General features: G+C 70.0%; 22 protein-coding genes. 12 read left to right on the top strand and 10 right to left on the bottom strand.

Annotated elements, in window-relative coordinates; translation table 11 throughout:
* Positions 1-15: 15 nt before the first annotated feature.
* Positions 16-1,362, bottom strand: a complete 1,347-nt coding sequence (locus ACQG07_RS02555; protein ID WP_426737050.1) for a winged helix-turn-helix domain-containing protein — start codon at positions 1,360-1,362, stop codon at positions 16-18.
* A 111-nt stretch (positions 1,363-1,473) separates the two neighbouring features.
* Between ACQG07_RS02555 and ACQG07_RS02550 the strand changes: the two genes are divergently transcribed.
* Positions 1,474-2,796 carry an AI-2E family transporter gene (locus tag ACQG07_RS02550; protein WP_426737049.1) on the top strand — a complete coding sequence of 441 codons (1,323 nt, stop codon included), beginning with the start codon at positions 1,474-1,476 and terminating at the stop codon, positions 2,794-2,796.
* Positions 2,793-4,049 carry a threonine ammonia-lyase gene (ilvA, locus tag ACQG07_RS02545; protein ID WP_079705493.1) on the top strand — a complete coding sequence of 419 codons (1,257 nt, stop codon included), beginning with the start codon at positions 2,793-2,795 and terminating at the stop codon, positions 4,047-4,049. Before ACQG07_RS02550 ends, ilvA begins: the two co-directional genes overlap by 4 nt.
* A gap of 86 nt (positions 4,050-4,135) precedes the next feature.
* Here ilvA and greA read toward each other — a convergent pair whose 3' ends face one another.
* Complete coding sequence (gene greA, locus ACQG07_RS02540; protein ID WP_229938696.1) at positions 4,136-4,627, bottom strand: transcription elongation factor GreA; 492 nt, start codon at positions 4,625-4,627, stop codon at positions 4,136-4,138.
* A 156-nt stretch (positions 4,628-4,783) separates the two neighbouring features.
* Positions 4,784-5,218 carry a DUF4307 domain-containing protein gene (locus tag ACQG07_RS02535; RefSeq protein WP_159878183.1) on the bottom strand — a complete coding sequence of 145 codons (435 nt, stop codon included), beginning with the start codon at positions 5,216-5,218 and terminating at the stop codon, positions 4,784-4,786.
* Positions 5,219-5,386: 168 nt separating this feature from the next.
* Here ACQG07_RS02535 and mca point away from each other — a divergent pair, with 168 nt between their 5' ends.
* Together mca and ACQG07_RS02525 are read left to right on the top strand one after the other, a co-directional pair.
* Positions 5,387-6,262: a mycothiol conjugate amidase Mca gene (mca, locus tag ACQG07_RS02530; RefSeq protein WP_079706259.1), complete on the top strand. Its 876-nt coding sequence runs from the start codon at positions 5,387-5,389 to the stop codon at positions 6,260-6,262.
* The gene (locus tag ACQG07_RS02525) at positions 6,259-6,582 is read left to right on the top strand and encodes a hypothetical protein (protein WP_426737048.1); all 324 of its coding nucleotides are present in this window, start codon (positions 6,259-6,261) and stop codon (positions 6,580-6,582) included. Before mca ends, ACQG07_RS02525 begins: the two co-directional genes overlap by 4 nt.
* Positions 6,583-6,625: 43 nt before the next feature.
* Here the strand turns inward: ACQG07_RS02525 and trhA are convergent, their stop codons facing one another.
* Complete coding sequence (gene trhA / locus ACQG07_RS02520) at positions 6,626-7,342, bottom strand: PAQR family membrane homeostasis protein TrhA (protein ID WP_202939035.1); 717 nt, start codon at positions 7,340-7,342, stop codon at positions 6,626-6,628.
* Between the two features lie 73 nt (positions 7,343-7,415).
* On the opposite strand from trhA, the gene ACQG07_RS02515 reads away from it, so the two are divergent.
* The 4 genes from ACQG07_RS02515 to ACQG07_RS02500 all read left to right on the top strand — a co-directional run bounded on the left by ACQG07_RS02515 (position 7,416) and on the right by ACQG07_RS02500 (position 11,671).
* A complete protein-coding gene (locus ACQG07_RS02515; protein WP_085510483.1) occupies positions 7,416-8,198 on the top strand; it encodes an isoprenyl transferase in 783 nt (260 codons plus the stop codon).
* On the top strand, positions 8,195-9,361 hold the full coding sequence (locus ACQG07_RS02510) for an aminotransferase class V-fold PLP-dependent enzyme (RefSeq protein ID WP_426737046.1): 1,167 nt from the start codon (positions 8,195-8,197) through the stop codon (positions 9,359-9,361). The genes ACQG07_RS02515 and ACQG07_RS02510 overlap by 4 nt, the downstream gene beginning before the upstream one ends.
* A 203-nt stretch (positions 9,362-9,564) precedes the next feature.
* On the top strand, positions 9,565-10,989 hold the full coding sequence (locus ACQG07_RS02505) for a PhoH family protein (protein ID WP_086473691.1): 1,425 nt from the start codon (positions 9,565-9,567) through the stop codon (positions 10,987-10,989).
* 100 nt (positions 10,990-11,089) lie between these two features.
* Entirely contained in the window at positions 11,090-11,671 is a 582-nt protein-coding gene (locus ACQG07_RS02500; protein ID WP_426737045.1) for a prepilin peptidase, read from the top strand.
* Positions 11,672-11,743: 72 nt separating this feature from the next.
* Here the strand turns inward: ACQG07_RS02500 and ACQG07_RS02495 are convergent, their stop codons facing one another.
* From ACQG07_RS02495 to xseA, 5 genes are all read right to left on the bottom strand, one after another.
* Positions 11,744-13,147, bottom strand: a complete 1,404-nt coding sequence (locus ACQG07_RS02495; RefSeq protein ID WP_082455866.1) for a class II fumarate hydratase — start codon at positions 13,145-13,147, stop codon at positions 11,744-11,746.
* A 62-nt stretch (positions 13,148-13,209) separates the two neighbouring features.
* Positions 13,210-13,851 (bottom strand): carbonic anhydrase, encoded by a 642-nt coding sequence (locus ACQG07_RS02490; RefSeq protein ID WP_079705503.1) that lies wholly within the window; start codon positions 13,849-13,851, stop codon positions 13,210-13,212.
* Complete coding sequence (locus ACQG07_RS02485; protein ID WP_167620449.1) at positions 13,848-14,543, bottom strand: DUF4245 domain-containing protein; 696 nt, start codon at positions 14,541-14,543, stop codon at positions 13,848-13,850. Before ACQG07_RS02485 ends, ACQG07_RS02490 begins: the two co-directional genes overlap by 4 nt.
* The gene (locus ACQG07_RS02480) at positions 14,540-14,776 is read right to left on the bottom strand and encodes an exodeoxyribonuclease VII small subunit (protein ID WP_064296575.1); all 237 of its coding nucleotides are present in this window, start codon (positions 14,774-14,776) and stop codon (positions 14,540-14,542) included. Before ACQG07_RS02480 ends, ACQG07_RS02485 begins: the two co-directional genes overlap by 4 nt.
* Positions 14,777-14,785: 9 nt before the next feature.
* Positions 14,786-16,045: an exodeoxyribonuclease VII large subunit gene (gene xseA, locus ACQG07_RS02475; protein WP_064296441.1), complete on the bottom strand. Its 1,260-nt coding sequence runs from the start codon at positions 16,043-16,045 to the stop codon at positions 14,786-14,788.
* Between the two features lie 134 nt (positions 16,046-16,179).
* On the opposite strand from xseA, the gene ACQG07_RS02470 reads away from it, so the two are divergent.
* Together ACQG07_RS02470 and ACQG07_RS02465 are read left to right on the top strand one after the other, a co-directional pair.
* Positions 16,180-17,211, top strand: coding sequence for a 4-hydroxy-3-methylbut-2-enyl diphosphate reductase (locus tag ACQG07_RS02470; RefSeq protein WP_426737339.1), 1,032 nt, complete (start codon positions 16,180-16,182; stop codon positions 17,209-17,211).
* Positions 17,208-17,816 carry a DUF6264 family protein gene (locus tag ACQG07_RS02465; protein ID WP_085510490.1) on the top strand — a complete coding sequence of 203 codons (609 nt, stop codon included), beginning with the start codon at positions 17,208-17,210 and terminating at the stop codon, positions 17,814-17,816. The genes ACQG07_RS02470 and ACQG07_RS02465 overlap by 4 nt, the downstream gene beginning before the upstream one ends.
* Positions 17,817-17,878: 62 nt before the next feature.
* Here ACQG07_RS02465 and fbaA read toward each other — a convergent pair whose 3' ends face one another.
* Positions 17,879-18,904: a class II fructose-bisphosphate aldolase gene (fbaA, locus tag ACQG07_RS02460; RefSeq protein ID WP_085510491.1), complete on the bottom strand. Its 1,026-nt coding sequence runs from the start codon at positions 18,902-18,904 to the stop codon at positions 17,879-17,881.
* A 76-nt stretch (positions 18,905-18,980) separates the two neighbouring features.
* Here fbaA and ACQG07_RS02455 point away from each other — a divergent pair, with 76 nt between their 5' ends.
* Together ACQG07_RS02455 and glpX are read left to right on the top strand one after the other, a co-directional pair.
* Positions 18,981-19,976: a fructose-bisphosphatase class II gene (locus tag ACQG07_RS02455; RefSeq protein ID WP_426737044.1), complete on the top strand. Its 996-nt coding sequence runs from the start codon at positions 18,981-18,983 to the stop codon at positions 19,974-19,976.
* Between the two features lie 50 nt (positions 19,977-20,026).
* Positions 20,027-21,025: a class II fructose-bisphosphatase gene (gene glpX / locus ACQG07_RS02450; protein ID WP_064296437.1), complete on the top strand. Its 999-nt coding sequence runs from the start codon at positions 20,027-20,029 to the stop codon at positions 21,023-21,025.
* Positions 21,026-21,075: the final 50 nt, after the last annotated feature.

The raw sequence follows: 21,075 nt of genomic DNA, 5'->3' as shown, positions 1-21,075 counted from the left end.
CCATGAAGGTGCTCATCAACTTAGCAGTCGGTGTGCATCCCCTGAGAGTGATTGCGCCTCCTGAGCATGGGGAGTAGTACCCATCTCCGGCGCGCGCGAGCCGGGGACGAGCCGGGTGCCGACCGCATGCGCGAGGGGCGCCGCCAGCGTCCCGCGGTCGACGACGACCACCGCGTCGAGTCCCTGCCAGCGGGCCGTCTGTTCGAGGAGCTCCGCGAGGCGTCCTGCGATCGCGTCGTCGGCGACGGGACGAAGCCCTCTGGCGACGGCATCCTGGTGTCCACGCTCGAACCAGGCGGACTGGACCCGCAGGACCCCGGCCTGGCGGTCGCTCTTCAGATCGACGCGCGCGACGATCTCGCCGTCGATGAGAACCGGTAGCACGTAGTAGCCGTAGACGCGCTTGGGCTCCGGCGTGTAGATCTCGATCCGATAGTGGAGTCCGAACATGCGGAGGGCGCGTTCGCGGAACCAGACGACAGGGTCGAACGGGCTGAGCAGCGCGGCCCCCTCGATCCGCCGCGGCCGTCGGGCGTCGCGGTGCAGCCACGCTTCCTGCGGCCCACCGCGTCGGTCCCAGCCGGCCACGGTCACGGGTTCGAGGACATTGGCGTCCACGAGCTCGTCGACAGCTCGGCGGACCGCGGTCTGCGGCTTGATCCGGAAGTAGTCCGCGAGGTCCGCGAGGGTCGCGACGCCCTGCGCTGCCGCTGCCTGCTCGACGAGCGCACGGATCGCGTCGGGCCGGGCGATGTCGAGGTCGAGGAGGTGCTGCGGCAGCACGTGCTCGGCCAGCGCGTACCGGCGCTCGAACCGGTCGCGACCGGCCGTGACCACCTCGCCGTAGAGGAACAGGACCTCCAACGCCCGTTTCACATCGGACCATCCCCACCAGGGTCCGCGTCGGACGTTCGCGTCGTGTTCGATCTCGCTCGCCTTCAGCGGCCCCTCGACGCGCAGGAGCGCTCGGACCCAGTCCAACATCTCCGTGTTCTGGCTCGCCCAGGTGGTCTCGTCGCCGACATGCTTCGCGCGGTGCGCGTCCATCCGCCACCGGAACAACGGCCACGAGTCGCGGGGGATGAAGGCCGCCTCATGCGCCCAGTACTCGAGGTAGGGCGCGTCGGCTCCGAGGGTCAGCCGATCCAGCAGCGTCTTGTCGTATCCGCCGAGCCTCGCGAACAGCGGCAGGTAGTGACTGCGCTCGAACACGTTGACGGAGTCGATCTGCAGGAGACCCAGGCGATCGATCGTCGAGCGCAGGGTGCGGGTACCCGCCGGGGTCGTGCGCTGCGGGGCGCCGAACCCTTGCGCACCGAGCGCGATCCGTCGGGCGAGGGCGGGGGAGAGGGAAGCGGACACGGCCCGACGCTAGCACCGGCGTCGGACACCCGCCGTGCACCGGCGGAAGCACCGCCGCCCGACCGGCGTCCGCATGCGCTCACCGGCATGTGCCAGCCATACACTTGAGCAATGGCGGACGACACTCCGAAGACCTGGTGGGGACGCTTCCTTCCCGAAGCGGCCTCGCCCGTGCGCGAACCGGACCTGAGCGGATCGAGCAGCGTCCCGCGCGGCATGCGCGTGGCCGCAGCATGGTCCTGGCGGATCCTGCTGGTGGCCGCGGTCGTCGCGCTGCTCGTCTTCCTCGTCGTGCAGCTCCGGCTCATCGTGATCCCGCTGCTCATCGCCGTCCTCGTCTCCGCGCTCCTGAAGCCCGTCGTCGACGTCCTGGTGCGTCACCGCTGGCCGAAGGGTCTCGCCATCGCGCTCGCGATGGTCGGCACGCTCTCCGTGGTGAGCGGGCTGATCTTCCTCGCGATCTCGCAGATCACCTCGCAGTTCGCCTCCGTGCAGGCCCGCACCATGACCGCCTACGGCGACTTCAAGGCCTTCCTGCTCGCCAGTCCGTTGCACGTGACCGAGACACAGCTCAACGACTTCATCGCCCAGGCGTTCGACTCGCTCCAGCAGGACAGCCAGGTCCTGCTCTCGGGCGCCCTGTCGATCGGTTCGACGCTCGGCCATGTCGCGACGGGCGTCTTCCTGACGCTCTTCTGTCTGCTGTTCATGCTCATCGACGGTCGGACGATCTGGCGTTGGACGGTACGCGTCTTCCCGCAGCGGGCACGCCCCGCGGTCGACAGCGCCGGTCGCGCAGGTTGGCGGACGCTCGGCAACTACGTCCGCACGCAGATCCTCGTGGCCTCGATCGACGCGGTCGGTATCGGACTCGGCGCGTTCTTCCTCGGCGTCCCGCTCGCGATCCCGGTGGCCGTGCTCGTCTTCCTCGGCTCGTTCGTGCCGATCGTCGGCGCCGTGGTGACCGGCGCCGTGGCCGTCTTCCTCGCGCTCGTCTACAACGGTCCCGTCATCGCGCTGCTCATGCTCGGCGTCGTGCTCCTCGTCCAACAGCTCGAGGGCCACGTCCTGCAGCCGCTCATCATGGGTACGGCCGTCAAGGTCCATCCGCTCGCCGTCGTCCTCGCCGTCGCGGGCGGCACGCTCGTCGCCGGCATCCCCGGCGCCCTGTTCGCGGTGCCCGTGGTGGCCGTGATCAACGTGATGGTCCACACCATCGCCAGCGGCACCTGGCGGACCGGCGGCAGTGCTCCGCCGGAGCCGGACGCCGACGGCGCCATCTGGCAGACCGTCCCGAGCCCCAGGCGAATCCGTCCGGGCTCCCGCTCGTCCCACGAGCCGCAGGATCGCCCAGGCGATCAGGAGCCCCAGCACCCCAGCGAAGACCTCCGAGAGACCTCGTCCCCAGAAAGTCCAGGACCCCGCACACCATGACCGATTCAACGACCACCACACCCGTGTTCCCCGGCCCGTCGCTCGCCGCGTTCGAGCGAGCCAGGGACACCCTCGTCGGCACCGTCCAGCGCACGCCGATGGAGAGTTCGCGCTACCTCGCCGACGTCCTCGGCGTGCCCGTGCACCTCAAGTGCGAGAACCTCCAGCGCACCGGCTCCTACAAGATCCGCGGCGCGTACAACCGCATGTCCAGCCTGACCCCTGAGGAGCGCGCGCGCGGGGTCGTCGCCGCCTCAGCGGGCAACCACGCGCAGGGCGTCGCCTTCGCCGCCCGTGAGCTCGGCATCACCGCGACCATCTTCATGCCGGTCGGCGTCCCGCTCCCGAAGCTCGCCGCCACGCGCGACTACGGTGCGCACGTCATCCTGCGCGGCCACACGGTGGCGGAACCGCTGATCGCCGCCGCCGAGTTCGCCGCGGAGACCGGTGCCATCCTCATCCCGCCGTTCGACCACCCGGACGTCATCACCGGGCAGGGCACGCTCGGGCTCGAGATCCTCGAGGAGGTCCCCGACGTCGAGACGGTCATCGTGCCGATCGGCGGCGGCGGGCTCATCTCGGGTGTCGCAGGTGTCATGAAGCAGCGCGCGGCCCTCGAAGGACGCACCATCCGCGTGATCGGCGTCCAGGCGGCGAACGCGGCCGCGTACCCGGCGTCGCTGGAAGCCGGAACCCCGACGACCATCACCGTGCAGCCGACCATCGCCGACGGCATCGCCGTGGCCCGTCCCGGTGAGCTCAACTTCGAGATGATCAGCGCCCTCGTCGACGAGGTCGTCACCGTCAGCGAAGACGACCTCGCCCGGGCGATCGTCGTCCTCCTCGAGCGAGCCAAGCTCGTCGTCGAACCTGCCGGAGCCGCCGGTGTCGCGGCGATCCTGGCCGGGAAGATCGAACCGACCGGCACGACGGTCACCATCCTCTCCGGCGGCAACATCGACCCGCTCCTGCTCCAGCGGGTCGTCAGTCACGGCCTCGCGGCGTCGGACCGCTACCTGACGCTGCGCATCCCGCTGCCCGACCGACCGGGGCAGCTCGCACGGACGGCGGAGCTCGTCGCGCAGGCCAACGCGAACGTCATCGAGGTGCTGCACACCCGACACGGCCACGGCTTGCAGATCAGCGACGTCGAACTCGAGCTCAGCATCGAGACGCGCGGGCCAGACCACCGCGACCTCGTCGTGCAGACGCTCCGCGAGGCGGGGTACGACCCGCAGATCGTCGACGACTGATCCGACTGACGGAACACCGAAGGGCCCCGCCGTGTCGGCGGGGCCCTTCGTGCGTCTGGTCGGTCGCGAAGGCGCGACCTGCCGGATCAGGAACCGGTGTAGGTCTCCACTGCGCTGATCGACACGGTGATCTCCTTGCCGTTCGGCGCCTCGTAGGTGGTCTTCTCGCCGATCTTCAGACCGAGGATGGCGGCGCCGAGCGGGCTGCCCTCGCTGTAGACGTCGAGGTCGGTGTTGCCGGCGATCTCGCGGCTGCCGAGGAGGAACCGCTCCTCGCCACCGGCGACGACGGCCGTGATGACGGTACCGGACTCCACGACGCCGCTGGACTGCGGTGCCTCGCTCACCTTGGCGTCGCGCAGCATCTGCGTGAGCGTCCGGATGCGGGCCTCCTGCTTGCCCTGCTCGTCCTTCGCGGCGTGGTAGCCGCCGTTCTCCTTGAGGTCGCCCTCTTCGCGAGCCGCTTCGATGCGCTTGGCGATCTCCTCGCGGCCCGTCGTGCTGAGGTGCTCGAGTTCCGCCTGCAGCCGGTCGAAGGCCTGCTGGGTGAGGAACGTCTCCTGGATCTGCTCGGACACGATGGAACTCCTTTGCATGGTGGGTCCGCACACGACGGCCGAAACGCCCGTCATATGCCAGACGCCCCGGCGGAATGCCGGGGCGTATGAAGTACTGCCTTCGAGTATCGCACGATCGGCGCGCGAGTGCGGTGCACGCGCCGACGCCGTCGCGGGTCAGGAGCGGCGCTCGACCACCCAACAGGTGTCGACGACGCCGGTGTTGCTGAGCTCCGTGGTGCGGACGCTCTCCGTGAACGTGCGGGTGCGCTGCTCGGACGGCGGCAGCTCGACGACCTTCCATCCGACGACCGCGAACTGCTCGTTGAGCGCCTGGACCGAGCAGGCCATGGGGGTGTCCTGCGGACCGGTGACCTCGAAGGACACGCTGACCATCGTGTCGTCGACGATCTCGTGCGCCGTGTTGCGCGACTCGATGCTCGGCCGACTGCCGTCGAGACCGGCCCACACGACCCACGCGATGAAGACGACGGCGAACGCGGCGGCGGCCAGCCAGATCAGGCGGCGGTCGCGGGCACGGTTGCCAGGGGTGCGTCCGTATCGCGCCGCGATGGCGTCCTGAGGGCCGGCATCCTGCAGGGGAGAGGTCACGTCACGGGCTCCGGTTCGAACGGTTAAGCTGGACCAGGAGTGCGAGACGCCTCGAGGTCGACACCTCAAGCGTATTGCCTCTTCCTGGATGCGGAGTCCCGACCGCGTCGTCACGTCACGAGTCGCGAAGCGGTCCCCTCGCGCAGACCAGCCGGAAGGCGGAGCACCATGACCATGAGACTGCTCGCCGTGCACGCGCACCCCGACGACGAGTCGAGCAAGGGGGCGGCGACCCTCGCGCACTACCGGAGCCTCGGCGCCGAGGTCATGGTCGTCAGCTGCACCGGTGGTGAACGCGGCGACCTCCAGAACCCCGGACTCGCCGACGTCGCGATGATCGAGCGCGACCTCCCCGGCTACCGTCGCCTCGAGATGGCCGCGGCGCAGGAGATCCTCGACATCGAGCACCGGTGGCTCGGCTATCAGGACAGCGGGATGGCACGCGACGACGGTACGGTCCCACCCGCGAGCTTCGCCGACATCCCCCTCGAGGTCTCGACCGGTGTGCTCGTGCGCATCGTCCGCTCCTTCCGGCCGCAGGTCATCATCACCTACGACGAGAACGGGGGCTACCCGCACCCCGACCACATCCGGTGCCACGAGGTGAGCGTCGCGGCGTTCGAAGCGGCGGCAGATCCCACGCGCTATCCCGAAGCGGGCGAGCCCTGGCGGGTCGACAAGCTCTACTACGACCGCTCGTTCAGCCCCGCCCGGCTCGAGGCCGTGTACGCCTACCTGTTGGAGCACCACCCCGACGACCCGGCGGTCGAGCGACTGGCCGAGATGCGCGAGTGGATGGCCGGCCGGCCCGATCTCGCGACGACGCACGTGCGCGTCGGCGACTTCTTCGAGGCGCGCGACGCCGCGCTACGGGCGCACGGCAGCCAGGTGCCGCCAGACTCACCGTTCTTCTTCTGGCCCAACGACGTCCTCCGTGCCGCATGGCCGTTCGAGGACTACCAACTGGTCACGTCGCACGTCGCGTCGACCACCCCAGAGTCGGAGCTGTTCGACGGCATCGACACCAGCGAAGGAACCGCATGATGCACCACCTGTTCACCGAGGTCCTGTTGGCGGTCACGCCGTCGCCGTCGCCCTCGCCGGCGTTCGACGAGAACCAGGTGACGCCGGGACCGTGGGGCTTCGTGATCACCTTCGCCATCGCCGGCATCGTCGTCTTCCTCGTCATCGACATGGTGCGTCGCGTGCGCCGGGTCAACTACCGCGCGGAGATCGACGAGCGGCTCCAGGCCGAGGTCGCCGAGCGGGCAGCCGCGGACCGCTCGGGGAGCGACGCCGGTGAGGCGGCCCCCGCAGGCGTCGAGGACGACCCTCGCCCGCCGTCGGACCAGTCGGCCCGCTGACGCCACCACCGCGACGCCTCGCCGCTCGGTGGGCCGTCGGTCGTCAGCGGTTGTAGACCGGGTCGATCGCGATCAGCAGGATCCCGGACCAGTGGCAGAGGAACGCGAGCACCGTGCACAGGTGGAAGAGCTCGTGGAACCCGAACCGCCCCGGCCAGGGGTTCGGTCGCTTCATCGCGTACATGACCGCGCCGACCGTGTAGAACAGGCCACCGGCGGCGACGAGCACCATCGTGGCGAAGTTGCCGCGGGCGATGTCGCCGAGGTACGCGACCGCACCCCACCCGAGTGCCAGGTAGAGCGGGACGTAGAGCCACCGCGGGGCGTTGATCCAGAACACGCGGAAGCCGATGCCGAGGAGCGCGCCTCCCCAGACGAGCACGAGCAGGAGGTTGCCCTGCGCCGGTGGCAGCGCGAGCACGGCGAGCGGCGTGTAGGTGCCGGCGATCAACAGGAAGATGTTGGCGTGGTCGATCCGCTTGAGGAGGAGCTTGACCGAGGGGCGCCAGGAGAACCGGTGGTACAACGCCGAGTTCCCGAAGAGCAGCATCGAGGTGAGCACGAACACCGTCGAACTCCACTTCGCGGCCGCGCCTTGTGCGAGCACGACGAGGACGATCCCGGCGACGATCGAGATGGGGAAGATCCCGGCGTGCAGCCATCCGCGCCAGGTCGGTTTGACCTCCTCCGGTGCGGCGGCATCGTCGGCGGCGACCTCGAGCAACGGCAGCTTCGGCAGCTCGGGGTCTCCACTCGTCATGGGTCCAGGATACGGGGTGGCACGGAACGCGTACTGGGAGCGATGCAGGAAACTGCACTAGCGTTGCAGGGTGATGACGAGGCATTCCGCACCGGTGGACGGCTTCCTGTACGGCGTCTACGCACGGCGCCTCCGGAAGGCGCTCACTCCGCAGACGCTGCCGCACCATGTCGCGATGATCATCGACGGCAACCGGCGGTGGGCCAAGCAACTCGGGTACGACACCGCGGCGCACGGCCACCGGGCCGGCGCGGCGAAGATGCGCGAGTTCCTGACCTGGTGCGACGACCTCGGCATCGGCGTCGTCACCCTGTACCTGCTGTCGAGCGACAACCTGGTGAACCGCGCACCGGACGAGCTGGACGACCTCGTCGACATCATCGCCGACCTCGCCGAGGGGCTCTCGCACTACCGTGACTGGCGCGTGAAGCACGTCGGTTCGAGCGATGGACTCCCGGAGTCGTTGCGCACGGCGTTGACGAGCGCGGAGGAGCGCACGGCCGACCGTTCCGGCATGCACATCAACCTCGCGGTCGGCTACGGCGGCAGGACCGAGATCGTGGACGCGATGCGCGCGATCGTCGCCAAGCACCACCTCGAGGGTCGGAGCCTGGAAGACCTCGCGGCGCTGCTCACCCCCGACCTCATCGGTGAGCACCTCTACACGGGAGGCCAGCCCGACCCCGACCTCGTCATCCGCACCAGCGGCGAACAGCGGATGAGCGACTTCATGCTCTGGCAGAGCGCCCACAGCGAGTTCTACTTCGTCGAGGCGCTCGGGCCCGACCTCCGCGAGGTCGACTTCCTCCGCGCCCTCCGCGACTTCTCGAGACGGCAGCGGCGGTTCGGCGGATGAGCCGTTCGACTCCGGCCTCGGAGCCGGACGAGCCGGAGACGGCGTCCCGGTTGGAGGCCTTCCAAGCGGGATTCGGTGAGGTCGACGGCTATCTCAACTACGGCAGTGTCGGTCCGTTGGCGGCGTCCGTCGTCCTCGAGGCCAGCCGCTGGAACGACGTGCTCGCGAGTGCGACCCCCGGCACGCTCGGCGGGGTCGACGTGCAGGACGAACGGATGCGGACCGCCGTCGGGACGCTCACCGGGTTCCGAGCTGACCAGATCGTCGCCCAGCCCAACACCTCGCAGGGCCTCATGCACGCGATGTTCGGCCTGAGCGGAACGGTCCTGCTCTCCCGCCTGGAATACCCCACGCTGCCGCTCGCCGCGGAGCGGGCCGCCGAGCACCGGCACCTGCTCACGCCGAGATGGCTCGAGACGCGACGCGGACACGTGACGGCCGAGAGCGTGCGCGAGCAGCTCGACGACGCCGTCACCGCCGTGGCCGTGAGCCTCGTCGACTACCGCACCGGCTACGTCTGCGACCTCGAAGCCGTCCGCGAGGTGATCGGCGACCGCCTCCTGATCGTCGACGCCATCCAGGGCTTCGGTGTGGTCGACGCCCCCTACGCCGTCGCCGACGTGGTCGCCTCGGGCGGGCAGAAGTGGATGCGGGCGGGCTGGGGCACCGGATTCCTCGCCCTGAGCGACCGCGCCGTCGAGCGACTCGAGCCGGTCTTCTCCGGCGTGACCGGCACCGACGAGGCCTGGCCGTTCAACGCGACCCCGGCACCGAGCCGATCGGCGCGCGCGTACTCGATCACCAGGCCCGACCCGCTCGCGGCGGCGCGGTTCGCCGCGTCGCTGGAGGACACGGTCGCCGTCGGGACCGCGGCGGTCCACGCCGCGATCGCCGAGCTCACGGCCGAGGTGATCGAGCTCGCGGACGAGTTCGGCGTCGCGGTGGTCTCCTCGCGAGACGAGCACGAACGCGCGGGCATCGTCGTCCTGGAGCCGGAGGAGTCCGTCCTCGACACGCTGTGGACCTCGCTCGAGAACCACGGCGTCACCGCGACGATCCGCGCCGGGGCCGTGCGGCTCAGCGTGCACGCCGGTACCAGCCGGCAGACGCTGGACCAGCTGCGCGGTGCGCTGCTCTCGTTCGCGACGGCCGCGAGCTACTGAGCCGCAGTCCGACCACCGGCGGGCCAGGAGACGGCCCCCATCTGTTCACCTCCCCGTAACAGGACACGGGGCGTGTCGTCGCGTCGATGTCGGCGGCCGGACGTACGTTCATCTCATCGGGCATGGAGCCCGGTCGAGACGGCCACACAAGTTCGGCTCGAAACCCTGCAGGCGGCCGTTTCGCACAGTGATCCGAGCATCAGATGCTCGGGGTGGGAGTGGTTGTGGCCTCGCGAGAAATCCAGAACACGTCAGCCGGGACCGAGACGCGGGACGCGTCGACGAGACCGAGCCGGCGACCCGCCGACCACACGGCGAGCGGGGGAGATCAGGCGCAGGCCGAGATCACCTACGTGCTCGACACGTCCGTGCTGCTGTCGGACCCCAAGGCGCTCTTCCGGTTCGCCGAGCACGCCGTCGTCATCCCGGTCGTCGTCATCAGCGAGCTCGAGGGCAAGCGCAACGACCCCGAGATCGGCTACTTCGCACGTCAGGCACTCCGCATCCTCGACGAGCTCCGCATCGAGCACGAACGCCTCGACTTCCCGATCCCCGTCGGTGACGGCGGATCCCTGCGGGTCGAACTCAACCACTCGAGCATGGCCTCGCTGCCGTCCGGTCTCCAGCTCGGCGACAACGACTCGCGCATCCTCGCGGTCGCGCTGAACCTGGCGAACGACGGCCTGACGGTCACGGTCGTGTCCAAGGACCTGCCGCTGCGCGTCAAGGCGGCCTCCATCGGTCTGCAGGCGGAGGAGTACCGGGCGGAACTCGCGGTCGACTCCGGCTGGACGGGCATGTCCGAGATCACCCTCGGCTCCGAGGACATGAGCACGCTGTGGGAGCGCGAGGAGGGGACGACGCCGATCATCGAGGACCTGCCGATCAACACGGGCCTCGTGATCCACTCCGACCGGGGATCCGCGCTCGGGCGGGTCACGGGCAAGCGCAGCTACAAGCTCGTCCGCGGCGACCGCGACGTCTTCGGTCTGCACGGACGCTCGGCCGAGCAGCGGCTCGCGATCGACCTCCTGCTCGACCCCGAGATCGGGATCCTCTCGCTGGGAGGTCGAGCAGGGACGGGGAAGTCCGCGCTCGCCCTCTGCGCGGGTCTGGAGGCCGTCCTCGAGCGACAGGCGCACAAGAAGATCATGGTGTTCCGGCCGCTGTACGCGGTCGGCGGCCAGGAGCTCGGGTACCTGCCCGGCGACCAGGGCGAGAAGATGAACCCCTGGGGACAGGCGATCTTCGACACGCTCGGCGCGGTCGTCTCGCAGAACGTGCTCGACGAGGTGGTGGAGCGGGGGATCCTCGAGGTGCTCCCGCTGACGCACATCCGCGGCCGGTCGCTCCACGACGCCTTCGTGATCGTCGATGAGGCCCAGTCGCTCGAGCGCAACGTCCTCCTCACGGTCCTCAGCCGGATCGGGCAGAACTCGCGGGTCGTCCTCACGCACGACGTCGCCCAGCGCGACAACCTGCGCGTCGGCCGACACGACGGCGTCGCCTCGGTGATCGAGACGCTCAAGGGGCACCCGCTGTTCGCGCACGTCACGCTGACGCGCTCGGAGCGCTCGGCCATCGCGGCTCTCGTGACCGAGATGCTCGAAGGGAACGAGCTGGCCTAGCGGCCGTCGGCGGGGCTGGCTCGCAGGGCCCGCCCCGCCGACCCTGGCCGCCTGTGGAGAACGCCGCAGGCCGGCACGAGGATCCTCCTATCCTGACGGGATGCCCTCGCGACCGACCTCCACCGGCAGGCGGCTGCGCCCGCGTGTCGCCACCGCGGCGATGGCCGGCTCGACGCTGCTGCTCGTAGCCGTCGTTGTGGCCCGGCTCGGCCCCGACCCGCGTCCGGTCGTCATCGTGCTCGTCTGGCTCGCCTGCATCACGCCGCCGCTCGTGCGCATCGACGTCGCGGAGCGGCGGCTCCCGAACCGTCTCGTGCTGCCGGCGCTCGCCATCGCGGTGCCGGTCACCGCGGTCGATGCCGCAGTGCGTCAGGTGGCCCCGCTCGAACCGCTCCTGATGGGGTTCGCGGTCGGAGCCGTCCTGTACGTGTGCGCCCTCCTCGGCGGGCTGGGCATGGGGGACGTGAAGCTCGGCGCGCTGCTCGGCCTCGCGGTCGGCTGCTTCGGGACGTCCGCGGTGCTGCTCTTCGCGGTGGTGTCGGTCTCCTCGGCCGGCCTCGCGGGTGTGGTCGTCGTGTGCCTCGCACGCTCACGTGGTGGCTCCGCCGGTTGGCGCACGCGCATCCCGTTCGGCCCGTTCCTGCTCCTCGGCTGCTGGAGCGCGATCGCCATCTCGGCGTGACCACACGGACGGAGACGGCCCCGGAACCGCGAGGGTTCCGGGGCCGTCCGGTCGTTCGACGAGCGGGTCGACTCAGCCGGGGTGCGTCATCGAGAGGACGTCGAGCGCCGTGTCGAGCTGCTCCTCCGTGATCTCACCGCGTTCGACGAACCCGAGGTCGACGACGGCCTCGCGGACGGTCAGGCCCTTGGCGACGGAGTGCTTGGCGATCTTCGCCGCCGACTCGTAGCCGATGATCTTGTTCAAAGGGGTGACGATCGAGGGCGAGGAGCCGGCGAGTGCAGCAGCGCGGTCGAGGTTGGCCTCGAGGCCGTCGACGGTCTTGTCGGCGAGGACCCGGGTCGCGTTCGACAGGAGACGGATGCTCTCGAGGAGCGCCGTGCCCATGACCGGGATCGCGACGTTGAGCTCGAAGGAGCCCGAGGCGCCGGCCCAGGCGATGGTCGCGTCATTGCCGATGACCCGGGCGCCGACCATCAGGACGGCCTCCGGGATCACGGGGTTCACCTTGCCGGGCATGATCGAGGATCCCGGCTGGAGGTCGGGGATGTGCAGCTCGCCGAGACCGGTGTTCGGGCCGGAGCCCATCCAGCGGAGGTCGTTGCAGATCTTCGTGAGGCTCACCGCGATGACCCGGAGGGCTCCCGAGGCGTCGACGAGTCCGTCGCGTGCGCCCTGGGCCTCGAAGTGGTCCTGGGCCTCGGTGATGGGCAGCTCGGTCTCCTGCGCGAGCAGCTCGATGACGAGCTGGGGGAAGCCCTTCGGCGTGTTGATGCCGGTGCCCGTCGCGGTTCCACCGAGCGGGACCTCCGCGACGCGGGGGAGGGCCGTGCGCACACGCTCGATGCCGAGACGCATCTGGCGCGCGTAACCGCCGAACTCCTGGCCGAGGGTGACCGGCGTGGCGTCCATGAGGTGTGTCCGGCCGGGCTTCACCGCGGTCTTCCACAGCTCGGCCTTGCGCTCGAGCGACACGGCCAGGTGGTCGAGGGCCGGGATGAGGTCGTCGATGAGGGCGCTCGTGACCGCGATGTGCACCGAGGTCGGGAAGACGTCGTTGGAGGACTGCGAGGCGTTGACGTGGTCGTTGGGGTGCACCGGGCTGCCGAGGCGCGCGCTCGCGAGCGTCGCCAGGACCTCGTTCATGTTCATGTTCGACGAGGTGCCGCTGCCGGTCTGGTAGGTGTCGACCGGGAACTGTGCGTCGTGTGCGCCGGTGATGACCTCGTCGGCCGCTGCGGCGATCGCGTCGGCGACACCCTGGTCGAGGACGCCGAGCTTGGCGTTGGCGAGTGCCGCGGACTTCTTGATCCGGGCCAGCGAGGCGATCTGCGCCGACTCGAGCCCGCTGCCCGAGATCGGGAAGTTCTCGACGGCCCGCTGCGTCTGCGCACCGTAGAGCGCGTTCGCGGGGACCCGCACCTCACCCATGGTGTCGTGTTCGATGCGGTACTCGGTTGCTGAGGTGTCTACCACGCTGTTCGTTCTCCTTCGTGCGATTGCGGTGGTGGGTGCTGCGCCGGACGGCGAGCGGATGGTTATTCGGGGACCGTGACGTCGCCGATGACGATGTCGGCCATGGCGGTCCCCTCGAGGAGCTTGTAGTTCGCGCCGATGATGGCCACCGTGCCGGCGGCGACCGCGTCGCTGATGAGCTCGGACCTCGAGACGACCTCCATGACGGTACGCCGCAGGTGGCGGCGACCGACCTCCGAGGAGTCCACCGCGGCCGCGTCGATCGGGGCAGGTCCGGCGACGGCGCTCACCGCGGGGACGATCTGCTGGATGAGCCGGTCGATGTACGGCGGGAGCGGGACGGCGTCCTCCGCCTGCGAGTCGATCGCCGCGCGGACGGCACCGCACTCGTCGTGCGCGAGCACGAGGATGAGCGGGACCTGCAGGACGCCGACGGCGTACTCCAGGGTGCCGAGCACCGAGTCGGAGACGATCTGGCCGGCGTTGCGGACGACGAAGAGGTCGCCGAGTCCCTTGTCGAAGATGATCTCGGCCGCGAGACGGGAGTCGGAGCAGCCGAAGATGACCGCCTCCGGGGCCTGGGAGTGCGCGAGCGTGGCGCGGCGTTCGACGTCCTGCCGGGGGTGTGCGGGCTGACCGGCGACGAACCGCGCGTTACCGCGCTGCATCTCGCGCCAGACGGCACCGGGGCGCTTCTGGGTCATTCTGAGTCCGTTTCTGCGGGGGCGCCCGACGGGGCGTCGAGGTTGGCGGTGACCCCGGTGCGCACGGAGCGTGCGACATCGAGGACGTACTCGGGCTTCGCCGTGCCGAACACGGCGATCGTGCTCCGACCGGCGACGGTCGACAGGGCGTACGCGACGTTGCCGTCGTCGGAGCCGCTGCCGTTCGCGTATTCGACCCACTCGACGCCGTCGATGGTGACGGTTCCGGTGGGCCGGGCTTCGTCGAGCTCGGCGAGGAGCCAGGTGTCGTTGGCGTCCACGCCTTGGACGAGGCCGACGAACTCGTCGTCGGGGGAGATGAGTCCGACGTTCCAGGAGCGGATGTCGGGTGTGCCGGCGACCGGTGAGGCTGCGGTGCGGACGTCGGCGTAGTTGCTGCCCCAGTCGTCGCCGAGCTCGGGGGTGAGGAGCGGGACGGGGAGATCGGGCTGCGCCTGACCGGCGAGCTGCGCGTAGTCGACGGTCGGGCGTTCCGGGGCCTCACCTCGGGGCACGGCGAGCACGATCACGACCACGAGGCCGACCGTGGCAAGGAGCGACAGGACGAGGTTGTTGACGGTCTTGCGCGAGCGGTAGAGGCGGGAGTTCTCCGCCTTGCGGTCGGCGGTCTCCTGCGGCGTCTCGGGGCGGCCGAGTTCGGCAACGACGCGCGGCGGCTTGGTGTCCTTCACCGCGATGCGTCCGGAGTGCCGGATCCGAGCTGGGCGGCGCGAGCCGCGTCCAGCCGTGCCTTCGCGCCGATCAGCCACTCCTCGCAGCGCTGGGCGAGCTGTTCGCCGCGTTCCCAGAGTCGGAGGGAGTCCTCGAGCGACGCCGAGCCCTGCTCCAGCTCGGACACGACACGCACGAGCTCGTCGCGTGCCTGCTCATAGCTGAGCTCCTGGACATCGGAGGGGGTTGGCATGCATCTATCCTATTCGTCGTCGGTCCGGGCGGCAGCCGTGGCCGGGCCGGTACTGGAGGCGCCGATCGCGCCGGAGGCGAGGGTGACCAGGAGCTCCGTCCCGGCGGGGGCGTCGCCCTCCGCACGGATGACCGCGCCACCCGGGACGCCGGCCTCCGGGTCCGCTCGCTGGACGATGGCGTAGCCGCGGTCGAGCGTGCGCTGCGGCGACAGGGCGCGGAGGTGCGCGCGGAGTTCCGTCACCTCGCGCTGGGAGCGCTCGACGGCGCGGTCGATGAGCTCGGCACCCCTCGCGACCGTGCGGGTCAGCTCGTCCGCCCGTGAGTCGACGATCCAGGACGGGTCGGCGAGCGCGGGACGGGTGCGGAGCGTCGCGAGTCGGTCGATCTCGTGACCGAGCAACGAGGTCACCCGGGAGGACAACCGGACGCGGGCCTGCTGCACGCGAGCGAACTCCTCCGCGACGTCGGGGACGACCCGCTTGGCGGCGTCGGTCGGTGTGGAGGCGCGGAGGTCGGCGACGTCGTCGAGCAGCGGGCGGTCCGCCTCGTGGCCGATGGCGCTCACGAGGGGCGTGGTGCAGGCGGCCGCGGCTCGGACCACGCGTTCGTCGCTGAACCCGAGGAGGTTCTGGAAGTCGCCACCGCCACGCGCGACGATGATGACGTCGACCTCGGGGTCGGCGTCGAGCGTCTGCAGAGCGCTCACGACGTCGCCAGGGGTGCGGTCGCCCTGGACGGCGGCGTGGACGACGCGGAACCGGACCGACGGCCAGCGCAGCTCAGCGTTGCGCAGGACGTCCTTCTCGGCGTCGGAGTCCTTGCCGGTGACGAGCCCGATGCACTGTGGGAGGAACGGGAGTGGCCGCTTGCGCGACGCGTCGAAGAGCCCCTCCTCGGCGAGCTGCCGACGGAGTCGTTCGAGTCGCTCGAGGAGGTCGCCGATGCCGACGTGCTTCATCGCCATGACCTGCATGGTGAGCGTGCCGCCCTTGAGCCAGTAGTTCGGCTTGACCAACGCGACCACGTGGTCGCCCTGCTTGAGGTCGGCGGGGATCTTCGCCCGGACGGACGACCAGATGGTGAACCCGACCGTCGCATCGATCTCGAGGTCTTTGAGCTTGCCGTAGACGTTGCCGCCCGAGGCTCCCCACTGCGTGATCTCGCCCTCGACCCAGACCGTGCCGAGGCGGTCGATGTAGTCGCGGAGCTTCGTGCCGAGGAGCGCGACCGGCCAGGGGGCTTCCATGGTGGCCGGTGCATCGCTCATCCCTCCAGCCTAGCCGCGAGCACCGACGGCGCGGGGTCGCGGACCACCCGACCGTTCACGGCCGACTCCCGAGCGCTGCCGCGTAGAATCCACACGTGACCGATCTCCGCGACGCCCCAGCCATCGGCCTCGGCATGCCGAGGCTCCGACGCATCGCCGGACGCCTCGCAGACCTCCCCGTCGCCGGCGAGAAGCGCGTCCTGCTCGCCGCCCCTCGTGGTTATTGCGCCGGCGTGGACCGTGCGGTCGTCGCCGTCGAGAAGGCGCTCGAGCACTATGGCGCGCCGGTGTACGTCCGGAAGCAGATCGTCCACAACGTGCACGTCGTCGATCAGCTCGAGGCCCAGGGCGCGGTGTTCGTGGAGGAGGTCGACGAGGTGCCGTCCGGCGCGCACATCGTCTTCAGTGCGCATGGCGTCTCGCCAGCCGTGGTCGATGCCGCCGCCGACCGCGGACTGCTCGCGATCGACGCCACCTGCCCGCTCGTCACCAAGGTGCACCGCGAGGCCGTGCGCTTCGCCCGCGACGACTACGAGATCCTGCTCATCGGACACGAGGGGCACGAGGAGGTCGAGGGGACGGCCGGTGAAGCGCCCGACCACGTCACGCTCGTGACGAGCCCGGAAGCCGTCGACGACCTCGTTGTCGCCGACCCCGACAAGGTCGTGTGGCTCTCGCAGACCACGCTGTCGGTGGACGAGACCATGGAGACGGTCCGCCGCCTGCGCGAGCGGTTCCCGAAGCTCCAGGATCCGCCGAGCGACGACATCTGCTACGCGACCCAGAACCGTCAGGTCGCCATCAAGAAGGTGGCCCAGGACGCCGACCTCGTGATCGTGGTCGGGTCGGCGAACTCCTCGAACTCGGTGCGCCTCGTGGAGGTTGCGCTCGAGTACGGCGCGAAGGCCGCCTACCGCGTCGACTACGCGCACGAGATCCAGCAGGCCTGGCTCGACGGCGTCGTCACGGTCGGTGTCACCAGCGGCGCCTCCGTGCCGGAGGTCCTCGTCGACGAGGTCCTCGAAGAACTCTCCGGAGCCGGCTACGGCGCGGTGCAGGAAGTCAAGACGGCCGAGGAGGACCTCATGTTCTCCCTGCCGAAGGAGCTGCGCAAAGACCTTGCCGGCACGACCGATCCGCGCGCCCTGGGAGGGCGTCGACAATGAGCGAATCCCGCCCCCGTCCGCAGTTCGGTGAGTACGCGTCCCCCGAGGAGCAGCGTGCCCGGATCGCCGAGCCCATCGACGAACAGCGGGCGGAGGAGCTCGGCATCGCGCCGGTCGTCCCCGTCGAACGGCAACCGCGGCAGCAGCAGGAGCCGACCCTCCGCGAGCAGACGCGTGAGCAGGCGAATGAGCCTGGGGTGGTGCAGCCGGGCGCTCCGACCGTGGCCGCCCGACGACCCGTCGCCGGAGACCGGATCGCGACGTCGATCCTGCTCGGACTCGGCCTCGTCGGCCTGATCGTGACCATGCCGGGTCTGCTCGACCTCCCCGGACTGATCCGCCCTGCACTCGTGCAGATGGGTGTCTCGGGGTACTCCTCGGACGGTCTCGCGAGCGCCATGGGCATCCTGGCGCTCGGTCTCCAGATCGCCCTGTGGGTGGGCGCCATCATCCTGTCGAGCCGGTCCCTCCGCGCGGGTCGACTGACCTTCTGGATCCCGCTCGTCGCCGGTGTCGCAGCGAACCTGGTCGTGGTGATCTGTCTCGCCGTGGCCATGGGTGCCGACCCGGCGTTCATGGAGTACGTCCGCTCGCAGCAGCCGTAGTCGTCCACACACGAAGAACGGGCCCGGCAGCGATGCCGGGCCCGTTCTGTTGGTGCAGGTGACTAGGAGGTGCTGGTGCCGTACGAGCCGAGCTGCTTCGTCGACTCCAGGACGCGAGCGGCCATCGCCGACTCGGCGACCTTGCCCCAGGCGCGCGGGTCGTACACCTTCTTGTTGCCGACCTCGCCGTCGAGCTTCAGCACACCCTCGTAGTTCGAGAGCATGTAGCCGGCGATCGAGCGGGTGAACGCGTACTGCGTGTCGGTGTCGATGTTCATCTTGACGACACCGTTCGCGACGGCCTCGGCGATCTCGGCGTCGGTGGAACCCGACCCGCCGTGGAAGACGAGGTCGAGCGGCTTGGGGCCGTGGCCGTACTTGGCGGTGAGGCCGTCCTGGATGGTCTTCAGCAGTTCGGGCTGGAGCTTGACGTTGCCGGGCTTGTAGACGCCGTGCACGTTGCCGAAGGTGAGGGCGGCCATGTAGCGACCCTGCTCGCCGAGGCCGAGCGCCTCGACGGTCGCGATGGCGTCGTCGAGGGTGGTGTACAGGTGCTCGTTGATGTCGTGGCTGACGCCGTCCTCTTCGCCGCCGACGACGCCGATCTCGACCTCGAGGATGGCGTTGATGGCCTTGGTGCGCTTCAGCATCTCGGTCGCGATCTCGAGGTTCTCCGTGAGCGGGACCGCCGAGCCGTCCCACATGTGGGACTGGAAGATCGGGTTGCGACCGGCCTTCACCTCTTCTTCGGAGGCGGCGATGAGCGGCATGACGAAGCCGTCGAGCGCGTCCTTCGGGCAGTGGTCGGTGTGGAGCGCGACGGTGACGGGATAGTTCTTGGCGACCTCGGTCGCGAACTTCGCGAAGGCGATCGCGCCGGCGGCACGGTTCTTCACGGTGTGGCCGGCGAAGTAGTCGGCGCCGCCCGTGGTGACCTGGATGATGCCGTCGGAACCGGCCTCGGTGAGGCCCTGGAGGACGGAGTTGATGGTCTGGCTGCTCGAGACGTTGAACGCCGGGTACGCGAACCCGTTCGACTTCGCCTTGTCGAGCATCGCTGCGTACTGTTCCGGGGTGGCGACGGGCATGTCTTCTCCTTGCGTGGGGACGATTCGCCTTGAAGTCTAGTGACTCGGGCTCCGAGGCATACGGCACGATGGGGACATGATCGAGCGCACTCCGGACACCGACCTCCTCGACGGCTTCCTCGACGCCACGAGGGGCGCGGCTGCCGCCGTCGCGGGTCTCGTCGGAGGTGGAGACGGCATGCGCATCGACGGGGTCGCCGTCGATGCGCTCCGCCGAGCGCTCGAATCGCTCCCGGTCGACGGGCGCGTCGTCGTGGGGGAGGGCGAGAAGGACCGGGCGCCCATGCTCTTCGTCGGGGAACGTTTCGGCACGGGAGCGGGGCCGGCGATCGACCTCGCCGTCGACCCCGTGGACGGCACGAAGCTCGCTGCCTCCGGGAAGCCGGACTCCGTCGCCGTGATCGCCATCGCCCCGCGCGGTGCGATGTTCGACATCGGCCCGGCGTACTACCTCGAGAAGCTCGTCGCCGCCGGCGGGGGACGCGAGTTGTCGCTGGCCGACCCGATCGCGGTGACCCTCGACCGGCTCGCGGCCCGGCTGGGGCGGCCGGTCGAGCAGCTGCGGGTCGCGGTCCAGGACCGTCCGCGGAACGCGGCGACCGCCCAGGCCGTGACCGCCGCCGGTGCCGAGCTCGTGAGCTTCATGGACGGCGACGTCGCCCTGTCCCTGCGGGCCGCGGCCGCCGACGGCGACCTCGATCTGCTCCTCGGTGTGGGAGGAGCCCCCGAGGGCATCCTCACGGCTGCCGCGGTCCAGGCCCTCGGTGGTTGGATGACAGCGCGCTTCGCACCGCAGTCGCCGGAGGAACGTGCGCGGCTCGTCGAGGCCGGGACCGATCTCGATCGCGAGGTCCCGCTCGACGAACTCTGCCGCGATGACGCCTGGCTGCTGCTCAGCGCCGTCACGTCGACCGCGCTCGCCGCCGGAGCCGAACTCGCCGGAGTCCGGGTCGAAGCGGACGGCGGTGTCATGGTCGAGTCCGTCGTCGTCGGTCCCGGAAGCCCGCTGACGAGGTCACGGAAGCGCCTCGATCGAGACGCACCCAGCGGCCTTCCCAGCCCGGTTCGATAGGCTGAAACCCTCATCCACCGAAGCGTCGTGTCCCACGAGGCGAGCGATCCATGGAGGATCCAGTGACCCAGCCTGAAACCGGCTCCCACTATCTGCAGCCCGACCGCAACCTCGCCATGGAGCTCGTGAGAGCGACGGAGGCCGCCGCGATCAGGGCGGCGCCGTTCATCGGGCGAGGCGACAAGAACGCCGCCGACGGCGCAGCGGTCGACGCCATGCGCGCCTTCCTCGGCACCGTCAACTTCGACGGCGTGGTCGTCATCGGCGAGGGCGAGAAGGATGAAGCGCCCATGCTGTTCAACGGCGAGCATGTCGGCAACGGCCGCGGCCCGTCCTGCGACATCGCCGTCGACCCGATCGACGGCACGAGCCTCACCGCCGCAGGCCGCCAGAACGCCCTCTCCGTCATCGCCGTGTCCGACCGCGGCAGCATGTTCGACCCGTCCGCGGTGTTCTACATGGACAAGATCGTCACCGGCGCCGACGGCATCGGTGTCGTCGACATCAGCCAGTCCATCGGCGACAACATCCGCGAGCTCGCGAAGGCCAAGGGCAAGCAGCCCGAGGACATCCGCGTCGCCGTCCTCGACCGACCGCGCCACGCGCAGCTCATCGAGGAGATCCGCGCGGCGGGTGCCGGGACGCGTCTGCTGCTCGACGGCGACGTCGCGGGTGGCATCAACGCCGCGCGCTACGACTCGCGGATCGACATGTGCGTCGGCATCGGCGGCACGCCTGAGGGCATCATCACCGCGTGTGCGGTGAAGGCGCTCGGCGGGCTCATCCAGGGCAAGCTCATGCCGAAGGACGACGCCGAGCGTGAGCGTGCGCTCGCGGCCGGTCACGACCTCGACCGCGTCCTCGGCGCGAACGACCTCGTCCGAGGCGACAACACGTACTTCGTCGCGACGGGCGTCACCCACGGTGAACTCGTCGACGGTGTGCAGCGCAAGGGGCCGATCATCCGCACCGAGAGCCTCGTGCTGCGGTCGCGTTCCGGCACCATCCGTCGCGTCGAGGCGGACCACCTAGCTGCGAAGTGGCTGTAGCCGTTCCTCCAGCAGAGCGAAGCGCCCGGTTCCACCTCACGGTGGTGCCG

This window comes from Plantibacter sp. 2H11-2 (assembly GCF_050031945.1).
Lineage (GTDB): Bacteria > Actinomycetota > Actinomycetes > Actinomycetales > Microbacteriaceae > Plantibacter > Plantibacter auratus.
The sequence above is the reverse complement of the archived record's forward strand: the minus strand, read 5'-3'. Positions and strand labels throughout refer to the sequence as shown.

Excerpts from the sequence above, each read along its gene's own strand:
- ACQG07_RS02550 (WP_426737049.1), top strand. The coding sequence starts at position 1,474 with ATGGCGGACGACACTCCGAAGACCTGGTGGGGACGCTTCCTTCCCGAA.
- ilvA (WP_079705493.1), top strand. The coding sequence starts at position 2,793 with ATGACCGATTCAACGACCACCACACCCGTGTTCCCCGGCCCGTCGCTC.
- mca (WP_079706259.1), top strand. The coding sequence starts at position 5,387 with ATGACCATGAGACTGCTCGCCGTGCACGCGCACCCCGACGACGAGTCG.
- ACQG07_RS02525 (WP_426737048.1), top strand. The coding sequence starts at position 6,259 with ATGATGCACCACCTGTTCACCGAGGTCCTGTTGGCGGTCACGCCGTCG.
- trhA (WP_202939035.1), bottom strand. The coding sequence starts at position 7,342 with ATGACGAGTGGAGACCCCGAGCTGCCGAAGCTGCCGTTGCTCGAGGTC.
- ACQG07_RS02515 (WP_085510483.1), top strand. The coding sequence starts at position 7,416 with ATGACGAGGCATTCCGCACCGGTGGACGGCTTCCTGTACGGCGTCTAC.
- ACQG07_RS02510 (WP_426737046.1), top strand. The coding sequence starts at position 8,195 with ATGAGCCGTTCGACTCCGGCCTCGGAGCCGGACGAGCCGGAGACGGCG.
- ACQG07_RS02505 (WP_086473691.1), top strand. The coding sequence starts at position 9,565 with ATGCTCGGGGTGGGAGTGGTTGTGGCCTCGCGAGAAATCCAGAACACG.
- ACQG07_RS02500 (WP_426737045.1), top strand. The coding sequence starts at position 11,090 with ATGCCCTCGCGACCGACCTCCACCGGCAGGCGGCTGCGCCCGCGTGTC.
- ACQG07_RS02490 (WP_079705503.1), bottom strand. The coding sequence starts at position 13,851 with ATGACCCAGAAGCGCCCCGGTGCCGTCTGGCGCGAGATGCAGCGCGGT.
- ACQG07_RS02480 (WP_064296575.1), bottom strand. The coding sequence starts at position 14,776 with ATGCCAACCCCCTCCGATGTCCAGGAGCTCAGCTATGAGCAGGCACGC.
- xseA (WP_064296441.1), bottom strand. The coding sequence starts at position 16,045 with ATGAGCGATGCACCGGCCACCATGGAAGCCCCCTGGCCGGTCGCGCTC.
- ACQG07_RS02470 (WP_426737339.1), top strand. The coding sequence starts at position 16,180 with ATGCCGAGGCTCCGACGCATCGCCGGACGCCTCGCAGACCTCCCCGTC.
- ACQG07_RS02465 (WP_085510490.1), top strand. The coding sequence starts at position 17,208 with ATGAGCGAATCCCGCCCCCGTCCGCAGTTCGGTGAGTACGCGTCCCCC.
- fbaA (WP_085510491.1), bottom strand. The coding sequence starts at position 18,904 with ATGCCCGTCGCCACCCCGGAACAGTACGCAGCGATGCTCGACAAGGCG.
- ACQG07_RS02455 (WP_426737044.1), top strand. The coding sequence starts at position 18,981 with ATGATCGAGCGCACTCCGGACACCGACCTCCTCGACGGCTTCCTCGAC.
- glpX (WP_064296437.1), top strand. The coding sequence starts at position 20,027 with ATGGAGGATCCAGTGACCCAGCCTGAAACCGGCTCCCACTATCTGCAG.